Here is a 20620-nt window from a genome sequence, read left to right as displayed (position 1 = left end):
TGGTTGAAAATGATGGAAGCAAATAATCCTGAAATTAATGTTGATGAATTAATGCATACAATTCGTGAAGAGGTAGTTAAACGTCAAGCTTATTCTCAAAAAATAAAAATAAATTTAGATTCTAATCTCGATGTATCAAAGCTTCAGTTAAGTATTAGTTATATGGAAACCTTTCTTAACAATGCAGAATCTCGTTCAAGCATACGTACAAAGTGGCCAGATAAACTTAATTTCTTTCCTTTTAACTTTAGTACTAAGTTCCAAAAAATTATTATAAAAGTCATCAACTTTATCTTCAAAGATCAACGAGAAGTCAATTTTAATGTAATTAATTCTCTGAAAGAGTCTTTAGCAATTAACTACCAGCTAATAGCGCAAATTGCTACTTTAAAAACCCAAGTAGATAATCGCATTCAAGGTTTAGATGAAAGTACTGTTACTATAGATAACAGTATTCAAGGAATAGATGACAGCTTAAATGCCATTGATACTTTAATTAACAGTTGGCTAACTGGTATTCAAGAAGGTTTAGATACCTTAAATATGCGAGTACAAGGAATAGATGAACATTTAAGTTCTGTAGATAAACTACTCAGTACTACAGTTATAGAAAACTTACCAGCTTGTCTAGAAGTTGCTGAAGAATCTTACATTAATACAGCGATCTCTTTGTCTAAAATACCAATTGAAGAACATTGTCAACATGATAAAAAAGATTTGTTTTACTATTTATTTGAAAATGTATTTTATAATTCTGAAACTGTTAAAGAAAAACAGAAGATTTATCTAAAATTTATTGACCCTGATATTAGTCAATTATATCGTTTTTTTGATGCAGGATGTGGCAGAGGTGAATTTATTCAAAATCTGACTGAAAATAACATCAAATATATAGGTGTTGATTTAAATAAATTGGAAATAGATAACTTAAGGAAGAGTGGATTTGATGTATATGAATCAGACATACTAGCTTATCTTGAAAGTCATGATGAACAATATTGTGGCATATCTGCATTTCAAGTAGTCGAACATTTAAATTTTCAATACATCCACAAGTTTCTGAGTATTTCATTTGAAAAGTTAGTTAATAACGGAGTAATCATAATAGAAACAGTAAACCCTCATAGTTTATATGGGCTGTCAAATTTTTATCAAGATCCTACTCATATTAAACCCATTCCTCCTGAAATGTTAAAGTTTATATTAGAGTGGCATGGATTTAAGTCAGTCAAAATAATTTATTCTTCTCTTATTCCTGAATCAGTTCGGATTTTCAAAATTCAAAAAATGAATTATCAAGATTATGCTGTAGTTGGATATAAAAGAATATAAATTCAATTCAATTGAATTTATAAATGTATTTAAAATTAGCTTTGTTATCAGGAGTCAACGATGATAAATATTGCTCTTTTAACCCCTTGTATTATAGAAGGTGATGCGGTTAGCAATGATGTAATTGGAATGTATCATTGTTTAAAAAAATACGGTTATAACGCCCAGTTATTCGCAGATTATTGGGAGTCTTCTATAAATAATATTAAACATGTAAATCAAGTTAAATCTTTTATCACAAAAAAAAAAGATATATTAGTTTATCATTATTCCGTTGGTTGGGATATTGCTCTTGATATCATTAATCATATTAATTGCATTAAGGTTATTAAATACCATAACGTCACTCCGCCTGAATTTTTCCAGGGTATTAATGCAGATTATGCTAGCGTATGTCAAGCAGGAAGAAAACAACTAAAGCTTATTGCTGATGTGCCTGGTGCTTTATATTTGTCTGACTCTGAATATAATGCAGATGAATTACATTCAATGGGAGTTTCTCAAGAAAATAGTTTAGTAATTCCACCATTTCATCATATTGATGATTTGCAATATGTTGATTCTGACACTAGTATTTTAGATAAATATCTAGATGAAAAAGTCAACATTTTAATGGTAGGTCGTCTTGCTCCTAATAAAGGACACTCTGCTCTAATTGATGCTTTTGATGTTTACCACAAAAATTACAATAGAAATAGTCGCCTAATCGTTGTTGGGAAACAAGATGATCGTCTAAATATTTACACTACACGTCTTTATGAAAAAGTTAAGTATTTAGGTTTGCAAGAATCGGTAATATTTACAGGAGGCGTTTCTACTGCAAGTCTCAAAGCTTACTATCTTGTTGCTAATACCTTTATGATTACCAGTGAACATGAAGGTTTTTGCGTGCCACTCGTTGAATCTATGGCTATGAAAGTGCCAATTGTAGCTTATGGTTCAACTGCTATCCCTTATACAGTCGGAAAAGCAGGTTTGGTTTGGGAGCAACCAGATCCTTATCTTATGGCTGGGTCAATAGACTGTATAGCTAGTAAGGAATCCATTAGCGTCACTTTAGGTGATATGGGATGGCGGCGCTACCAAGAAACTTTTACGAATGAACAAATCGAATCTAAATTTATGAGGGCGATCAAGAGCATAGAATGAAACAGATTGCTATCGTTGTTCAAAGAAGTCATGAAAGTATAGTAGGAGGCTCAGAAACTTTAGCGTGGCAGTATGCTAATTTGCTCAGTGATGAATTTAAGGTCGATATAATTACTACAACTGCATTAAATTATACTACATGGGCTAATGAATTACCTCCTGGTTGTGAAACCAAGCAAGGTATAAATATTCATCGCTTCCCAGTTACTATAGGCCGAAGTGACTACTGGCATAACTTGCATAAAAGACTTCTAAGAGAGTTTGACAAAACCAAGTTTAGGCAAACGGAAAATAGCCAAATTATATCTTGGAGTATCGCACTTCAGGAAGAATTTATTCGCACTCAAGGCCCTTACTCACTGCCTTTGCTATCTTTTCTAAAACAGCGATGGAGTGACTATCAATCTATTATTTTTACAACTTATTTATATCCAACTACTTACTTTGGAATAGATCGAGTTCCTTCTTCTAAAATTTTGCTAGTACCAACTCTCCATGAAGAACCGGCTGCGTATTTGTCAGCGTATAAGTATATGGCTCGTAAGGCACGTTTCTTAGTCTGGTTGACTAATATGGAAAAAATTTTGGGAGAGAAGTTATGGGGAGAACTACCTGGCAGGGTTGTGTCAATGGGTGTGGAGACAACTCCTTATAGTCCTTTTAAAGCTAAATACCAATATATTCTCTACTGTGGTCGTATTGATTCAATTAAGGGGTGTAATGACTTAATCAATTTCTTTATTAAGTTTAAAAAAGATATTTCTTCTAATTTAAGATTAATTTTAACTGGAAAAAATGAAATAGAAATACCAAATCATCCAGACATTGATTTTAGAGGTTTTGTTTCGTCAGAAGAAAAATTTAAACTCATGGCTGGAGCATCTATTTTTGTTATGCCATCGCCTTATGAAAGTTTTAGTATAGTAACTTTAGAAGCAATGGCTCAATGCACACCAGTATTAGTTAATGGCTCTTGTCAGGTATTAGTAGAACACGTTGAGCGTAGCGGTGGTGGCAAGATTTATCATAACTATGATGAATTTTCTACAGTAATACAAGAAATGATGGCGAATCAACACCAATTGGCAGCAATGGGAAATCTAGCTAGAAATTACGTAGTCTCCAACTATGCTTTGACTAGCATTAAAAATAAGTTGGTGGAAATAATTAATTCCTGTTGCGATAAGTAATATTTATAGAATAAATATAATATTAACAATATGTCTATATAATTTATTAATATAAGCAACATTTTTATGAAAAATTTTACAGCTACTGTAATATTATTTATACTCACGAATTGCTTCGACGCGGTACATAATTTGTATGTATATGCTTCACCAGCAACTTTATAAAAAGTTATCAACTAATCTCATTTAGCTATGAGAAATAAATATGATCATGAAAGAACCGTTTTTAGAACCCATCTTACGATACCTCCGGCTTAAAAGAGTAATATCCCACATTCCTAAAAACTCTGTTGTTTTGGATGTAGGTTGTGGCAGTTCAGCAACTTTCCTCAAAAGCATTTCTCCTCATATTAAACAGGGATTTGGTGTTGATTTTAAAGTAAAAGATTTCCACTTAGGCAATATACAAACTAAGCAGCTAATGTTTGAAAATCATTTGCCATTTAAGGATGAAAGCTTTGATGTTGTAACCATGCTGGCAGTTTTAGAACACATAGAACATGAAAAAGACATTTTAAAAGAGATTTATAGAGTTCTTGTTCCTCAAGGTAAACTGATACTGACAGTTCCATCAGTTTGGTCACAGTCAATACTAGAATTTTTAGCTTACAGATTAAAAATAGTGAGTGAAGCAGAAATTCGAGATCATAAAAGATATTATAAGCGTGAAAATCTTAGAAAAGTTTTGGTAGATTTAGCTGGATTTCAGGGATTTGAACACCAATATTTTCAGGTTTGGATGAACAATTTTTGTATAGTCACTAAGAGGGGTTAATTATTATATGAAGCTATCTGTTGTGATTCCTTGTTATAACGAATTGCGAACTATCAGTAAAGTTGTAGAAGCTGTCAAAGCATCGCCTGTAAAAAATTGTGAAATTATTATAGTGGATGATTGTTCAATAGATGGAACGAGAGAGCTACTTCAATCAAAGATACAGTCACAGGTAGACCAAGTAATTTACCATCACAAAAACATAGGTAAAGGTGGAGCTTTAAGAACTGGCATTGCTAGTGCTACTGGAGATATTGTCATCGTTCAAGATGCAGATTTGGAGTACGATCCACAAGAATATACGTTAATGATTCAACCTATTTTAGATGATAAAGCTGATGTAGTTTTTGGTTCGCGTTTTCAGGGTGGCAAACCTCATAGAGTAGTCTACTATTGGCATATGTTAGGAAATAGTTTTTTAACAATGTTATCTAATATGTTCACTAATATTAACCTGACAGATATGGAAACTTGTTATAAGGCTTTTCGGCGAGAAGTTATTCAATCTATCACAATACAAGAAAATCGCTTTGGATTTGAACCTGAAATCACAGCTAAAGTTGCGAAAATGCAATGTCGCATTTATGAGGTAGGTATATCTTATTATGGACGAACTTATAAGGAAGGCAAAAAAATAAGTTGGAAAGATGGAGTTAGAGCAATTATATGCATTTTGAAATACAATCTTCTGGTTAATACTAAAACATATAAACCGCCTTATATAAATTATTCATCCAAGCAAAAAGTAATTTAATTATTAAATAAGGTAAGCCAGAATTATGCCGTGATTATTATGATTCTCGTCTGACTTTTTACTAAAGTTGAATTCTTTTACAACTCATACAATTATTAATTTATCCATAAAATACAATGATAGGTAAACTTAATCACAGAAAAATTAATAATATATATGAGCTTCTACTACCTATATTAATTCTTCTAGTTTCTACTGTAATCTATCTTGCTAATGGAGTAACAATTGGTGCTGGCGATACTGTTCCAAATACGTTATTAGGTTTCAACCTACTTGAAAACCATACTTTAAATTTAGATGCTTTCAGGACAAGTCATTTTTGTTCGACAAGCTATGGAAATTGTTATTTTTTTGCTGAGGCAAATAATGGGCATTTGAGTTCTACATATCCTATAGGAACTGCAATTATTACCTTCCCTTTGTATGTAATTTTTTATGCTTATCTAAAGGTAGCATCTTATTATGCTGGGCAGCTCCCTCTTGACTTAACATCTGTAAGTTTCGATGTACATAGAATCTTTTTTGAAAAACTTGCTGCTACGATAATCACATCTATCACAGTTAGTATATTTTATCTATCTGTTAGATTAAAGTTTAGTTTAACTATATCTTTAGTTTCTACATTTATATTTGCTTTTGCTACTAATACGTGGATGACGAGTTCGCAGGGATTATGGCAACATGGAACATCCAATTTAATGCTTACAAGTACTATATATTGCCTATTCAAGGCTAACCGTACTTCAGAAAAAAGTCAAAAAATATGGTTGTTATTAGCAGGAGTTACTTGTGGATTTCTCCCTGGTATTCGTCCTACAAGTATAGTATATGTAATTGCTACTATTGTCTACTCAGTTTTTATCTATCGCTTTCAATCAATTTTCTTATTTTTTGGTTTGGTTTCGGCAGTACCAAGTATTTTATGGAATTTATACTACTTTAGTAACCTCAGTGGTGCTTATTTAAAGTTGTTTCCTGTTTCTCCCTATTTGTTCACGTTAAATAATTTCATAACCGCATCTTTGGGAACGCTAATTAGTCCTAGCCGAGGTCTTCTTGTTTACTCTCCAATAGTTTTATATTCCTTTCCTGGAGTCTATCAAGTTTTAAAATTAAGGTTTGCTAAAGATGAGAAGCTAATAGGAAGCATGACCATTGCTTCTATAATTTTATTGAGTACTTATGGTTTTTATAAAGTGTGGTGGGCCGGACATTCTTATGGTCCAAGATTTCTAGTCGATATCATGCCAATAATTTGTTATTTAATTAGTTATTATTTTACTAATCAAGTCAGCAAAAAACTAAATTCTAGAAAAATATCCGTTATCAATTTTTTGATGTTTGCAGCATTAATAGCATTTTCCACATTAACTCAGTTGCTTGGAGCTTTTGGTGCTAATCCTGGTATGATGTGGAATCCAATTCCTCTAAATATTGATAAGTATGAATATCAATATAGGCTTTGGAGTTTAAGAGATAGTCAAATAGAGAGACATGCTCAAGCTGTCATTCACAAACTTATTAAACCTCCCATAGATAAACAAGTATATCTCCAAGGTTTAAGTGGAAAAATAACAAAAATTACGGATAAGAATAACCAACCTCTTAATTATTTGATTTCAGTCGAACCAGGGGCTGAAAAAGTTCTGAAAGCCAAGCTTGAAAACAAGGGTAAATCAACGTGGTTTGGTTATCAGTCTGCGCTGGAAAGGGGAGAAATACGCGTAAGATGTCGCTTTTATGATGAACTTAATAAAGAAGTTAGTGATCTTCGACTTTATATTTCTGGTAATCCAAGACAAAATGACGTAAGTGAGGCGATCGCTTCTATTACTTTCCCTAAAGAACCAGGAAGATATAAGCTTGTTTTTGACTTAGTGAGTGAAGGAATTGGTGAATTTCCTAATTCTACTGGCAAGCCGCTTTACGAACTAGATATTAATGTAGGAAAACAAAAAGTCACAAATTTGCAACTAATTTTCCAACCAATTTTCTTACAAGAAATAAAAATTATTAATAATATAGAAACTATTAAAGTTGGCTCAACACTGAGAATTCCCATTTTTCTTAAGAATAAAAGCAGTTTTATTTGGTATAATAAAGGGCTTAACCCAACAAATTTTTCCTATCGTTGGCTAAATGCTAGTGGCAAATTGGTAGTTGCAGATGGCGATCGCACGATTCTGCCTTTTGATGTATCTCCTGGAGAGTCGCTAGCAATTAACGCAGTTATCAGACCACCTACTAAACCAGGAAAATATACTCTCATTTTAACAATGGTGCAGGAAACAGTTGCTTGGTTTAGTGATAAGCAATCTCCATACCCTAAAATTGATGTGACAGTTACTTCAGATTGATTATTAATTGTTCCTTCAGTTAAATGAGTATGAGGAAAATAATATGAACATACAAGAATTTGCTTTACTACTAATGTCTGTTGCTACAAGTGTAGGCGGACAGTTTTTCTTAAAAACAGGTGCGCTAAAGTTAGGTAGAGTTCATATTGAAAATGTTGTTAGCCACATTCTTAGCATTCTCATAACACCTGAACTTGTATTAGGACTAGGGTGCTACGGTCTGGGTGCGCTAGCATACATCATGCTTTTAACCAGAGTCAATCTAAGTATTGCTGGTCCATCTATATCCTTAGTTTATGTTTTCTCAGTTCTGTTGGGTTATTTTATATTTAGAGAAGCTATTCCCGTAACCCGTCTTATCGGCTTGAGTTTTATTGTGTGTGGAGTTATCTTGGTAATTTGGCAAAAGTAAAACCCAGTTGCATCTAATAAATCTCATTAAAAAATCAATAATAAAAAGCTCTCAGCGCTTATATAGCCATTATAAACATGATACTTTTAACCAGAGATGTTAATTGCTACCCTACTAATTTTCATACCTTATAACTAACATCTCCACAGTCTTGATAATTTTGTTGTAGCACATGACCACATGACTAAAAAAGCTCTAATTACAGGTTTAACAGGACAAGACGGTTCTTATCTTGCTGAACTACTATTAACCAAAGGCTATCAAGTCTTCGGCTTAGTCCGCCGCTCAAGTTCCAGTAATCTTGAGCGCGTCAATCACCTTTCTGGCGATATCCAAATCCTTTCTGGTGATCTTTTGGATCAGTCATCTTTAATGGATGTGATTACGGAAGCTCAACCTGACGAAATTTATAATCTAGCCTCGCAAAGCTACGTTCCTCTTTCTTGGACACAACCTGCTCTCACTGCTGAATATACTGCCCTCGGCGTCTCTCGTCTCTTAGAATCTATTCGTCGTTGCAAACCAGATGCCAGATTTTATCAAGCATCCAGTAGTGAAGTCTTCGGTCAGCCTGACGAATCACCCCAAACCGAACGTACTGCTTTTCGTCCTCGCAACCCTTACGGTGTTGCCAAAGCATACGCTCACTGGATGACTGTCAACTATCGGCAGAAATACAACCTTTATAACTGCTGTGGTATTACTTATACTCATGAATCGCCTCGACGTGGGACAGAATTTGTATTTCGCAAAATCACGCACACAGCTGCCCAAATTAAATTAGGTTTAGCAAATGAATTAAAATTAGGCAACCTAGATGCCCGTCGTGATTGGTGCTACGCCAAGGATGCTGTTTACGCTATGTGGCTGATGTTGCAGCAAGAACATCCTGATGACTATATCATCGCCAGTGGTGAAACTCACTCTGTCAAAGAACTCGTTGAGTGTGCTTTTAACTGCGTTGGTTTAAACTGGCAAGATTATGTCTTAGTTGATCTTGCTTTTTATCGTCCTGATGAATCAGTCCAGTTAGTTGGTTCCATTAATAAAATTAAGATAGAGTTAGGTTGGCAGCCTCAGTACTCATTTGAGCAATTGGTTGAGATTATGGTTGATTATGATCTAAAAAAATTGAGTAACGGCGGAGCTTAAATATTCTGATGCTAAAAGTTGTAGTTGATGCCACCCCAGTGGATTCAAAACCCAGTGGGGTTGGCTTTTATATTGCTAATTTAATATGCGCTCTTGATGTATTACAAAAAGAGGAAAATTTTCAGTTAGGAGTAGTCTATCAACCAGGGTTAAAAAATTGGCTTCGGGGTGACTTCATTTTTCCTGAATGCTTTAAAAATTCTTCTCAACAGTATCTCTTGCCTTTACCTGTAAGAGTCTCAGATTTATTATTAGCTTTAGCTTTTAAGCCTAGTTTATCTTACTTTGAAAAATATTTTGGTTCTCCGGATATATTACATGGTACAAATTACTCAGTTTATCCCTGTCAAAATAGTTTAAATGTAATGAATATATACGATCTGACTTTTATTAAATATCCTAACTATACAGATTCAGTCGTAAAAACATATACAAAAAGGGTAAAGCGATGTTTACAGTGGACAGATTTAGTTTTAACTATTTCAGAAAGCTCTAAAAAAGATATTATTGAATATTTGCAATTAGATCCAGAAAAAGTCTATGTCACACCTTTAGCTAGTCGCTACTATCCTAATTACTTGTCTGAGGAAGTTGCCCAAATTCTAGAAAAACAAGCTAATTATGATTTTTCCAAGCCATATCTACTTTTTGTCAGCACAATAGAGCCAAGAAAAAATATTAATAATATAATTACAGCATTTAATTATTTAAAAGAAAAGTACAAAATTGAACATCAATTAATATTGATTGGTAGGAAAGGATGGAATTATGAACCGATATTCGCAGCTATTGAAAATTCCCCTTGGGCAAACCAAATTCATCATCTTAATTACCTATCTAATGAATTAGTTGCATTATTTTACTCTAAAGCTGATGTCTTTGTTTATCCATCTCATTACGAAGGGTTTGGTTTACCCGTATTGGAAGCAATGACGCTAGGCGCTCCAGTCGTTACTTCTAATACTTCGTCAATACCAGAAGTTTCAGGAGATGCTGCTATATTAATTGACCCTAGTGATCCTGTTCAACTAGCCGAAGCTATCCTGAAAGTAATCAGTGATTCCCAGTTGCGACAAGAATTAATTAATAAAGGGAAAGCCAGAGCAAAATTATTTTCTTGGGAAAGAACGGCTAAAGAAACATTAAACGCTTACAGAACCGTTATTTAATGAAAATAGTAGATAATATCTCTGCCAAACAATTAATTATTAACTTATCTATTCTATTGTCTAAACCAACGGGTATAGGCAACTATGCTCAAAACCTTTTTCCTTATTTAAAACCTTTCCAACCTACTTTATTAGTAGCGCAAAAATATTCAGATTTTGACTGCTATTCAATCCCGTCAGACTTAACCCCAGACCACGGCACAAAAGGTCATTTAAACCGCCTTATCTGGACACAATTTCAATTACCAAAAATCTATAAAAAACTCAAATCGAGTCTCTTATTCTCCCCGCTCCCAGAAGCACCCCTTTATACTGACTGTCGTTTTGTTGTCACATCTTTTGACATGATACCGTTGCGCTTTGCCAAAGGCTTCTCACCACTCATAGCCTACCACCGCTACTATACTCCCCAAGTTTTTAAGCAAGCTCAACATATTATTTGTATTTCTCAAACTACGGCTAAAGATATCACTGATTTTTATCAAATTCCCGCCAGCAAAATTACTGCGATTCCTTTGGCACACGATCGCACTCACTTCCTTCCTCTCAACCTCCCCACTAGCAACTACTTTCTCTACATTGGTCGCCAAGATCCTTACAAAAACATCCAGCGACTTATCAGTGCTTTTGCGGCGTTACCTAACTGCAAAGACTATGAACTATGGTTAGTAGGGCCAATTGATTCGCGTTACACCCCGACTTTAGAAGCGCAAGTTGCAGAACTAGGAATAACTAATCAAGTCAAGTTTCTGAACTATGTTCCTTACAGCGAATTGCCAAAAATCATCAATCAAGCGATCGCTCTGGTTTTCCCCAGTCTATGGGAAGGTTTTGGTTTACCTGTCCTGGAAGCAATGGCTTGTGGCACTCCCGTCATTACCTCCAATCTCTCTTCTTTACCTGAAGTGGCTGGCGATGCGGCGATTCTGATCGATCCCTACAACACTGGAGAAATTACAGAGGCGATGCAGGCTGTTGCAACTAATTCGGAATTGCGATCGCGCCTTTCTAGTCAAGGTATCACTCACTCTCAACAATTCAGTTGGGAAAAAACAGGAAAAGCAACCGCCGAAGTCTTATCCCGTTACCTATAAACTAACGCCAGAATTTAAATGCAATGATTTGGGATTTTGTCAATATTTCAGATTATCTTGACTAATGACTTGTAATGAATCCTAATCTTTATGAAAGCACTCATTCTTTCTGGCGGTAAAGGTACACGCTTACGTCCCCTCACCTACAGCGGGGCAAAACAACTTGTTCCAGTTGCTAACAAACCTGTTTTATGGTATGGCATTGAAGAAATGGTTGCGGCTGGTATTACTGATATTGGCATCATTATCAGTCCAGAAACCGGGGCAGAAGTCCAAGGGAAAACCGGAAATGGAGAAAACTTTGGAGCAAACATCACCTACATCGTACAAGATCAGCCACTTGGACTTGCTCACGCCGTCCAAGTGGCTCGTCCTTTTTTAGGAGATTCTTCCTTTGTCATGTACTTGGGCGATAACCTGATTCAACTAGGTGAGTTAAGTTACTTTCTGCAACAATTTAGCCAACAACAGCCAGATGCTCTGATTCTCTTACGTTCGGTTGCCAACCCTAGCGCCTTTGGTGTGGCTCAGGTGGATGAAACAGGACGGGTATTACAGTTAATTGAAAAACCCAAAGTTCCTCCTTCAAATCTGGCATTGGTAGGGGTTTATTTCTTTTCTCACCTCATCTTTGATGCGATCGCCAATATCCAACCTTCCACCAGAGGCGAGTTGGAAATCACTGATGCTATTCAATACCTGATTAATCAGAAAAAGCAGGTTGTAGCCCACAATCTTCAAGGTTGGTGGCTAGATACTGGTAAAAAAGATGATTTATTAGAAGCTAATAGATTAATTCTCGATACTTATTTGACAGCATCAGTTGTGGGCGAAATCGATTCTCAAAGTCAGATTATTGGACGAGTGCAAATTGGTGCAAAATCTAAAGTAATTAACTGCACAATTCGGGGACCAGTGGTCATTGGTAGCAATTGTCATTTAGAAAACTGCTTTATTGGTCCTTATAGTAGCATCGCTAACAATGTCACATTAATTGATACCGATTTAGAACACAGTGTAATTTTAGAAGGTGCTAAAATTGTCGGCATCCATCAGCGCATTATTGATAGTGTGATTGGACAAAGGGCACAATTGAGTCTTGCACCCCGTCGCCCTAAAGCCTTGCGATTTATGATTGGTGATGACTGTCAAATTGAATTAACGTGATTTACTTGTTAAAAATAGGACAAGCCATAGTCAAAGTTGGAACACAGTGCCTGTAAAATATGAATGCGAAATTCATCTAACAATCACAACACTGCGTCACATCCGATAAATAATATTAATGAGCATTGTAAATACCAAGATTCCTGAAGTTCTGCAAATTGAACCCCAAGTATTTGCAGACGATCGCGGTTTCTTTTTTGAAGCTTACAACCACCAAAAACTTGCTCAAGAGATAGGGATTGTTACGAACTTCGTCCAAGATAACCACTCTTGCTCTAAACAAAACGTCCTACGTGGATTGCACTATCAAATCCAACAACCTCAAGGTAAACTCATCCGTGCTGTTGTCGGTACTATTTTTGACGTAGCTGTAGATATTAGAAAAAGCTCTCCTACCTTTGGTAAATGGGTAGGTTCAGAACTCAGCGCTGAGAACAAACGCATATTGTGGATACCATTAGGCTTTGCTCATGGCTTCCTCGTGCTTTCAGAAATAGCGGAAGTTCTCTACAAAACTACAGATTACTACGCGCCCCAAAGCGATCGCACAATTCTATGGAACGATCCAGATTTAGCGATAGATTGGCCACTTAGTGGACCACCGATTTTATCAGCTAAAGACGAAGCTGGTAAATCTTTCAGAACTGCTGAAGTATTTGATTAAGTAGTCATTGGTCATTGATCATTGGTCATTGGTCATTAGTACATACCCCGTCTCTTGTGATACCCTAAGCTTACTTGTATGGTGGGCGGAAAAACTTTGTCTTTCATCGGACTAATTCAAACTACGTTAAAGAGTGGGCGTGGCTTCTCTTGGACAAATGATAAATGACTAAATCAATTTTGCTGATTGGTAGCAACGGTCAAGTGGGCAAGGAACTGCAACAAATCCTCCCATCCTACGGCAATGTTATGTCAGTAGCACGCCCAACAGTAGACCTTGCCCAACCCGATACCCTCCGCAACGTTATCAGATCCAAGCAGCCACAAATTATAATTAATGCCGCCGCTTATACTGCTGTAGACAAAGCCGAAAGCGAACCCGAACTTGCTACTGCTATTAATGCTACTGCACCTCTAATTCTTGCCCAAGAAAGCCAAAAGTTAGGATCTTTTCTAATTCATATTTCGACTGATTACGTTTTTGATGGCAATGGCTGTAGCCCTTACCAAGAAACCTACACAACTAATCCTTTGAGTGTTTATGGTAAAACCAAACTCGCAGGAGAAGAAGCTATTCGGGAAACTTGCGCCCATCATCTCATTCTCCGCACAGCTTGGGTTTATGGAACCTTTGGCAAAAGTAACTTTGTCAAAACCATGCTGCGACTAGGTGCAGAACGCCAAGAACTCCGTGTTGTCGCCGATCAAATTGGTAGCCCAACTTGGGCACAAGATATAGCGGCAGTTATAGCCGAGATGATTCCCCAGTTAACCCCAGAAATTCGCGGCACTTATCACTACACTAATAGCGGCGTTGCTAGCTGGTATGATTTTGCGATCGCTATTTTTGAAGAAGCACAACAAATAGGCTTCCCTTTGAAAGTTGAACGTATTGTCCCGATTACAACTGCTGAATATCCGACACCAGCCCGTCGCCCTGCTTATTCCGTTCTTGCTTGTGGAAAAATTGCGTCAATTCTAGGGACTTATCCCCCCCATTGGCGACAAAGACTCCGGCAAATGCTCATAGATTTGAAAATTGAGCATGGGGCATAGGTCATTGGGCATTGGGCATTGGGCATTGGGCATTGGGCATTGGGCATTGGGCATGGGGCATTGATTAATTCTCCCCTGCTCCTCTGCTCCTCTGCTCCCTATTTCCTATTTCTTTTGACTTTTTAATACTCCCGTTTCATGTTGTATTGGCAAGACATCTAAAATATCAGTTTGGGAACAATATTTTAAATCTTCATGGCAGTCAAGACGTAACAATCGTTGACCGTGACTAGCTTGGTGAAGTAATCCTAATAAGTTATCTTGCCACTGAGAGTAAAGAGCGATCGCACTTATTACTTCATCATTACCAGCGAGTTCTTCTGCTGACAACTTGCTTTGCTGCAAAATACTATGAGCGATCGCACCTGCACAAACTGTATCCTCTAAGGAATAACTGCCTTCCCAACCGGAACCGACAATCCATACTGTCTCTGGTTGCTTTTCCAGGAGAAATTGCACCACCGCCGCCCGGTTAATTAAAGCTGCTGCTAATACATTTGGGGAGTCTTGTACCCTTTGTAAAGCACGAGTGCCATTTGTGGTACTGATAAACAAACGCCGCCCTTGCACTAATTCTGGTGTGCAGTCGAGGGGAGAGTTACCCAACTCAAAGCCAGCTACTTTCGCGCCGCCGCGTTCTCCAGCCCGCAGCCGTTTTTCAGAGGGCCATTTTTCGCTAACTTCAATTAATTGATCTAAATCGCTGAATACTTGTACAGCTTCGCCTCCAGATGCCAAGACAGTCGCTATTGTGCTAGTCGCTCGCAAGACATCGACTGCGATCGCACATTCTGGCGCTTTATCCGTTGGAGTCAATTCAGGAGTGTGGTATACGAATAACTTCACGGGCTGGATACACCTGTTTTAATACTACTGCCGAAAATAACATTCTACCTAGTTGGTGTCACTAACTATAGTCACAATTGCTCCAGGAAAATTTTTTATCATCAAAATACAAAATGTATCTCATTCAATACATAGATGGAGTAGGGGACAAGGGGACAAGTCTCTTCCTTGTCTAGCTTGTCTCTTCTCCATGCTCAATGCCCAATTCCCAATGCCCGATGCCCAATTTTCAATCCCTAATAAATACTCAAAAAGCGCATTTTATGGTGTTAGACTTTCAGACTTGCTGCACTATCTTGTAATCTAAAACAAGAACAGACCTTCTAAATGGGGAAAAAGTTACAGTTGTAAGGTTACAGTCCAAAGGGACAAATATTAACTCATTCCCTACTCCCCAGTACAGACGCAATTAATCGTGTCTCTCCCACTCCCCACTCCCCCTTGAAATTGCTATGGCACCTTTACCCGACTACCGTCCTAAACAGCTATCTTTAGGCCCGTTAGAAGCGGAAATTTTAAATATCATCTGGGAACTTGGTTCAGCCACAGTTAAGGATGTACACGATCGCATCCTCGCCGATCCCAACCGCGAATTAGCGTATACTTCTGTAACCACTGTTTTACGTCGCCTCACTGATAAAGGTTGGCTGGCCTGCGACAAGAAGGAGCGGGCATTCTATTGGCGGCCAATGCTGAGTAAGCAGCAATCAGATGTCATCAAAGCTCACGAGCAGTTACAACGATTTCTAGCGGTGGGGAATCCCGATGTTGTTGCTGCCTTTGCTGATAGTCTGGATGAAGCAGCTAGCGAGCAAATAGCAGCGATCGCCAAACGTATTCAATCTGCACGCCAAGCCAGGGAGGAACAATGATGCATCTGATAATGATTTTGAATGCTTTGGCAGTTGCCTGGTGGTTAAGATCCGCTTCTAATCAACCCCAAGGCAATTGGAATCTGCGATGGCAGCGATCGCTATTTTTGTTTCTCTTCCCGCCCTTGCTAATTTTCATGACTGCGATCGCTGTGCTGTTCATGGGGCCTCAAGGACAAATGGGCGGGATGTATACTGGCTCAATTAGCTATTTACTAGCATTAATTTATTTGGCATTTTTTGCCATTTCATGTATTAAACTTGCTTTCCAAGGTTGGCAGTCTGTAGAATCTGCGCGTAACTGCCCTTTAGTGAATGTTGGCGATAGACGAGCCAGACTGCTGCAAACGGGCGCGTTGTTTGCAGGTCAAATTGGTTTTTGGCAACCAGAACTAGTAGTTAGCCAAGGATTAGTGCAAACTCTCTCACCAGCTCATTTAGAAAGCGTCTTAGCCCATGAGCAAGGGCATCACCATTATAGAGATACGTTTTGGTTTTTCTGGCTGGGTTGGGTGCGTTCTTGCACTGCATGGTTGCCGAATACAGAGCCTTTGTGGGAAGAACTGTTAGCTTTGCGCGAACTCCGTGCTGACGCTTATGCTGCATTGCAGGTAGACCCTCTGGTGCTAGCAGAATCACTTTTATTAGTGGTTAGTAGCGGCCCCGTCTTATCGGAAATTTGCTGTGCTGCATTAGGTTCCTCTGGTGCAGATCGCTTAGAACAAAGAGTAGAAGCTCTATTAGCACCACCAGAACCAACCCCAGAAGCTCAATTGCAATCCTGGCATGGCTTTTTGCTGGCGTTCCTGCCTCTACTGTCTGTGATATTTCATAGTTAAGTTGAATTTAGCCAGCTACTACAGCACGAAATCGTGATGTTTGTAAAGAAAATCGTAGCGTTGGTAATAAAAACGTATTGATTGTAACGAAAATCAGATTGTTTGTAACGAAATTATTGTGTTTGTAACAAAAATCAGATTGTTTGTAACAGAAATCGTAGTGATTGTAACGAAAATTGTAGCGTTGGTAATGAAAACGTATTGATTGTAACGAAAATCGTAGTGTTTGTAACAAATATCGCGATCGCAACAAACTAACAAGCGGTAATTACGAATTAGGAATTACGCTTATTCTTCTTCTAGCAACTGTTCTATATACTTTTGCACCAAAGGCACTTGAAAAGCATTGCCTTCTTGAGTCAAGATTTCTTTTCGCGTTAGTTTGCGGATAACACCTTTGTCTTGCTGTGTGGGAGTTTCCCCGTAGATTATCCGACGTAGGAGAGAGCGATCGCTATCTGCTAAACTCTTCCATAATTCCCGAAAATACTGATCGCCTCGCTCCAGCACAACAGGTATAACTTCTTGAACATCCTGTACAGTAGCTTTTGCTGTATCAGCTTCTCGCCTGTTTCTTCTGATATCGCGGTTTAGCAACTCCACCACTTCATAACACACCAACTGAACGAGATAAGGTTGACATCGAGTAAGTTGGATAATTTCATCTATAGCAGTTGGTTCATAGATATCGCTAAAGTTCTCTACTGGTTGTTGAATCAAATCGCGGGCTTCTGACTCGTGCAGGTAAGTCATTCGCAAAGCACGGGTGTTAATTAGATAGTCACTCCAGTAATCATCAAGTTCAGATAACTCCTGTGAACCACTAAAAAGTAAAATCCACTTGCGTTGATGTTGCAGCAGGTTACGAATAAAATTGAGCGGCGCACGGCTGCTTGTTGCTTTCACTACCTCACCCAGGCGTTCATATTCATCCAAACAGAGGAGAAATTGCTTATCAGAGTTGCTGCGTTCTATTTCTGCGAACCAAGTTTGCAGCGCGGGAAATGGATCTTCAGCTAGTTTATTGGCATCTGGATTAGGCAAGTATACTTTGCGGGGTAATCGCCGTGCAGCTTCGATAATTTGTTGAGCTAAATTTTCAGCCAATCCTTTTAACGTTGTGGCTGATGCTGCTCCTTGTAAATCTACCAGCAAAGGTACAATATTTGCTTGTATTCTGTAAGGTAGATATTTCAGCGCTGAAGTTTTCCCTGTCCTCCGCCCACCATAGAGTAACAACACTGGCAGTTGTTCAGAAAGCGCCAAAGTTTCGATTTCCCGAAATATATCAATTCTCCCTTTGAAACGATTCTTTGCTGTTTCCGGGTCTAGCGAGTTACCAGCAATATAAACTTGGCGAATTTCTTTTGATTGCTGTGCCTGTTCGTTTAAAGTGTGCTGCGCCGTCTCTAATATAGTCAGCCAGCTTTGTGCAATGTTGCCAAAAGAGACAGCAAGGCGAGCATCTTTTGTCAAAGCTAGACTTTGCCCCAGTTGGCGTAATCCATTGATGGGAATATTGAGTAACTCATATTGACGATAAGGTGAAGTTGCTTCCTCTGATGCCCGGACATTCTGACTGATATCTAAAACTTGAGGCAGTACAATGCCAAGTTCCTTTGGTGGTGGTGAGGGAATCCACGCTAGTTGGTTGGCAATCTCCACAATATCGCTCAACCTCTGACAACGATTGAGAATATCTACAGTGATATCATAAATTGCCTGTGCTACAACTTTTTGCTGATTGGTGGATGTAATTAGATAATTGATAGTTTTACTGGCAACCATTGGGTTCTTTCGATAAGCCTTTACAATCATCACATCCATAAAAGGCAGAGGCAAAATAATCAATTCATCAAAGCAGAGTGGCAGATATCGCAAACAAATTACCTGCTTTTCATTGGGAGACAAAAAGAACAGGGTGAACCAGAGAAATTCTGGCAACCAGAAGTAAACCCGTAGCACACCACAAATCCACGCTACGCCTAGCGCCACACCTCCTGCCACACTTACCGCCACGGCTACCACTACGCCGAACGCCACGGCTACCGCCAAGCCGAACGCCAAGCCGAACGCCACGCCGAACACAACGCTTAACACCACGCCTCCCGCCACACCTCCTGCCACGTCGATCATCACCATGCCTGATAATCTAGCTCCAAGAAAAATGCTAAGGACAGCAACAAGGTAAATAACTAGCCCATTTTTATTACTGCCACTGTCTCCAACCCTTGCTATAAACCAGCCCGCCAAAAATACACAGCTTCTAAACCAATTAAATGACTCCCCACTAAACAGCATGTAAACTGGTGCCACTAGCAACACGGCAAACATTGGAACTACGGCAGATAGCCACGAAACTTGCCCAGCATAGCGACGCAAACGGGGGTTAGTACGAAACTCAGCCCGTTTATCAAAGGGGTTATCTTTCGGCTTCAGTTCTGGATGGATATCGCGCAACCAGCGTTCAAAGGTAAAAGGCTTAAAGTAAATCCAATATAAGAGGCGCACGCATTCAGCCACATAATTCCAAAAGCCTGATGCTGGAGACTTGTTACTCATCACTATTTCACAAAGTTAAAAATTTTTCCCAACCACTCCTGTACTTGAGGCAAGGTAAACACACGCACCAGACCCAAACCAATCACAATCAGAATCACCATTCCGATGATCCTGTTTTGAACATCATCCCAACTCGTGCCAATGAATGTGGCTAAACGACCCAGACGCAACGGTATATCCCATAACCAACCCAGCAATGATTGCCACCATTTTCCTTTTGGTTTCGATTTAGGATTTGCAAGCTGTTGTTCAAACTGCTGTTTTGCCCACTTGATTGCCTTGCCTTGTTGACGTGCTTCCCACAAATAGGAACCAGCCAATTGCAACTTGTAAGGATGACGATCGCCCCATTGCTGGGCATGATTCTGTTCGTCTACACTCAAAGCTGCACCATTTGTAGAGCGAGTTGGTAAGCGCGACAGTTCAATAGCCTCATCTGTAGTTAGTTCTTTCAAAGAAATCGTGTGACCAATATTGAAAAAACTAGAGACAAACCGATGCTCGTTAGCATAAACATCCAATTGTTTACGCGAAGCCACCACTAGCATCAAGGCGTTGCTATCCATCAGCGATCGCAAATTGTCATAAAATCCATTATCGAATTTATCGGGATATTTCAAAAGGCTTTCAAAATCATCCAAACAGAGAACGGGTAGCTTTCCTTGCTGTTTCCATTGCTTAACCGCATCTGAAAAAGCTTGACGATTAAGCGGTTTAGTCTTCCAAGGATTTTGCAGACTGCGTTGTTGCCATCCCGGAACGTGACTCAGCAAACCTTCAGCTACAGCCTCATAGAAACCCGTTTCAGTTTGGCAATCTACACCCCGTAACGGTAGGTAAATTACCACATAACTATTGCTGTTTAATACTCGCTGCTGCCAAGTCCGAACAAAATAATGCAGCAACGAAGATTTACCAATGTGCTTCTCACCAACTATATTTATACTTGTAGGCTGATCGCCCTTCATCCGAGATGCGATCGCGTGTAATTCATCTTTACGACCGACAAACAGCCTGGGATCTTCAATCATCCCCGCAGCCACAAAAGGATTAGAAGGCAGCGCTCCAGAAGTCATGTAAAGCGTTATCCTAGTTTCAGCAATTTTAAGTGCAATCACCTAAAAGAATACCACTAGCCCCATAATCTCTTTGCAGATCACAAAGACGCGATAAATCCCCCTCTCTACGAAAGACCGATTTGTAGAGACGGCGATTCATCGCGTCTCTTGCC

Annotated in this window: 18 protein-coding genes; 15 read left to right on the top strand and 3 right to left on the bottom strand. The window is 38.5% G+C overall.

Going from position 1 to position 20620, the window contains the following annotated elements; all coding sequences use genetic code 11:
* Positions 1 to 9 precede the first annotated feature (9 nt).
* The 13 genes from HWQ42_RS33955 (at position 10) to rfbD (ending at position 14270) form a co-directional block, all read left to right on the top strand.
* Positions 10 to 1332, top strand: a complete 1323-nt coding sequence (locus HWQ42_RS33955; RefSeq protein WP_292820173.1) for a methyltransferase domain-containing protein — start codon at positions 10 to 12, stop codon at positions 1330 to 1332.
* Positions 1333 to 1392: 60 nt separating this feature from the next.
* The gene (locus HWQ42_RS33950; RefSeq protein ID WP_292820169.1) at positions 1393 to 2481 is read left to right on the top strand and encodes a glycosyltransferase family 4 protein; all 1089 of its coding nucleotides are present in this window, start codon (positions 1393 to 1395) and stop codon (positions 2479 to 2481) included.
* A complete protein-coding gene (locus HWQ42_RS33945) occupies positions 2478 to 3671 on the top strand; it encodes a glycosyltransferase (RefSeq protein WP_292820166.1) in 1194 nt (397 codons plus the stop codon). Before HWQ42_RS33950 ends, HWQ42_RS33945 begins: the two co-directional genes overlap by 4 nt.
* A gap of 211 nt (positions 3672 to 3882) precedes the next feature.
* Complete coding sequence (locus HWQ42_RS33940; RefSeq protein ID WP_292820163.1) at positions 3883 to 4446, top strand: class I SAM-dependent methyltransferase; 564 nt, start codon at positions 3883 to 3885, stop codon at positions 4444 to 4446.
* Positions 4447 to 4453: 7 nt separating this feature from the next.
* Complete coding sequence (locus HWQ42_RS33935; RefSeq protein WP_292820160.1) at positions 4454 to 5200, top strand: glycosyltransferase family 2 protein; 747 nt, start codon at positions 4454 to 4456, stop codon at positions 5198 to 5200.
* A 116-nt stretch (positions 5201 to 5316) separates the two neighbouring features.
* Positions 5317 to 7557: a hypothetical protein gene (locus HWQ42_RS33930; RefSeq protein ID WP_292820157.1), complete on the top strand. Its 2241-nt coding sequence runs from the start codon at positions 5317 to 5319 to the stop codon at positions 7555 to 7557.
* 43 nt (positions 7558 to 7600) lie between these two features.
* Positions 7601 to 7969, top strand: a complete 369-nt coding sequence (locus tag HWQ42_RS33925) for an EamA family transporter (RefSeq protein ID WP_292820154.1) — start codon at positions 7601 to 7603, stop codon at positions 7967 to 7969.
* A 180-nt stretch (positions 7970 to 8149) separates the two neighbouring features.
* A complete protein-coding gene (locus tag HWQ42_RS33920) occupies positions 8150 to 9121 on the top strand; it encodes a GDP-mannose 4,6-dehydratase (protein WP_292820152.1) in 972 nt (323 codons plus the stop codon).
* An 8-nt stretch (positions 9122 to 9129) separates the two neighbouring features.
* Complete coding sequence (locus HWQ42_RS33915) at positions 9130 to 10290, top strand: glycosyltransferase family 1 protein (RefSeq protein ID WP_292820149.1); 1161 nt, start codon at positions 9130 to 9132, stop codon at positions 10288 to 10290.
* Positions 10290 to 11384 carry a glycosyltransferase family 1 protein gene (locus HWQ42_RS33910; RefSeq protein ID WP_292820146.1) on the top strand — a complete coding sequence of 365 codons (1095 nt, stop codon included), beginning with the start codon at positions 10290 to 10292 and terminating at the stop codon, positions 11382 to 11384. The genes HWQ42_RS33915 and HWQ42_RS33910 overlap by 1 nt, the downstream gene beginning before the upstream one ends.
* Before the next feature lie 90 nt (positions 11385 to 11474).
* The gene (locus HWQ42_RS33905; RefSeq protein ID WP_292820143.1) at positions 11475 to 12551 is read left to right on the top strand and encodes a glucose-1-phosphate thymidylyltransferase; all 1077 of its coding nucleotides are present in this window, start codon (positions 11475 to 11477) and stop codon (positions 12549 to 12551) included.
* 118 nt (positions 12552 to 12669) lie between these two features.
* On the top strand, positions 12670 to 13215 hold the full coding sequence (gene rfbC, locus HWQ42_RS33900) for a dTDP-4-dehydrorhamnose 3,5-epimerase (protein ID WP_292736808.1): 546 nt from the start codon (positions 12670 to 12672) through the stop codon (positions 13213 to 13215).
* 164 nt (positions 13216 to 13379) lie between these two features.
* Positions 13380 to 14270, top strand: a complete 891-nt coding sequence (rfbD, locus tag HWQ42_RS33895) for a dTDP-4-dehydrorhamnose reductase (RefSeq protein WP_292820141.1) — start codon at positions 13380 to 13382, stop codon at positions 14268 to 14270.
* Between the two features lie 105 nt (positions 14271 to 14375).
* Here rfbD and HWQ42_RS33890 read toward each other — a convergent pair whose 3' ends face one another.
* A complete protein-coding gene (locus HWQ42_RS33890; protein WP_292820138.1) occupies positions 14376 to 15116 on the bottom strand; it encodes a 2-phosphosulfolactate phosphatase family protein in 741 nt (246 codons plus the stop codon).
* 452 nt (positions 15117 to 15568) lie between these two features.
* On the opposite strand from HWQ42_RS33890, the gene HWQ42_RS33885 reads away from it, so the two are divergent.
* Both HWQ42_RS33885 and HWQ42_RS33880 read left to right on the top strand, forming a co-directional pair.
* Positions 15569 to 15988 (top strand): BlaI/MecI/CopY family transcriptional regulator, encoded by a 420-nt coding sequence (locus tag HWQ42_RS33885; RefSeq protein ID WP_099102645.1) that lies wholly within the window; start codon positions 15569 to 15571, stop codon positions 15986 to 15988.
* Complete coding sequence (locus tag HWQ42_RS33880) at positions 15988 to 16827, top strand: M56 family metallopeptidase (protein WP_292820287.1); 840 nt, start codon at positions 15988 to 15990, stop codon at positions 16825 to 16827. The genes HWQ42_RS33885 and HWQ42_RS33880 overlap by 1 nt, the downstream gene beginning before the upstream one ends.
* A gap of 288 nt (positions 16828 to 17115) precedes the next feature.
* Here the strand turns inward: HWQ42_RS33880 and HWQ42_RS33875 are convergent, their stop codons facing one another.
* Together HWQ42_RS33875 and HWQ42_RS33870 are read right to left on the bottom strand one after the other, a co-directional pair.
* A complete protein-coding gene (locus tag HWQ42_RS33875; RefSeq protein ID WP_292820135.1) occupies positions 17116 to 19389 on the bottom strand; it encodes an AAA family ATPase in 2274 nt (757 codons plus the stop codon).
* Between the two features lie 2 nt (positions 19390 to 19391).
* The gene (locus HWQ42_RS33870) at positions 19392 to 20465 is read right to left on the bottom strand and encodes an AAA family ATPase (protein WP_292820132.1); all 1074 of its coding nucleotides are present in this window, start codon (positions 20463 to 20465) and stop codon (positions 19392 to 19394) included.
* Positions 20466 to 20620: the final 155 nt, after the last annotated feature.

Source organism: Nostoc sp. JL23 (assembly GCF_017115065.1).
GTDB lineage: Bacteria > Cyanobacteriota > Cyanobacteriia > Cyanobacteriales > Nostocaceae > Nostoc > Nostoc punctiforme_A.
Note: the sequence above shows the minus strand (reverse complement) of the source record. Positions and strands in the feature narration are given on the sequence as shown.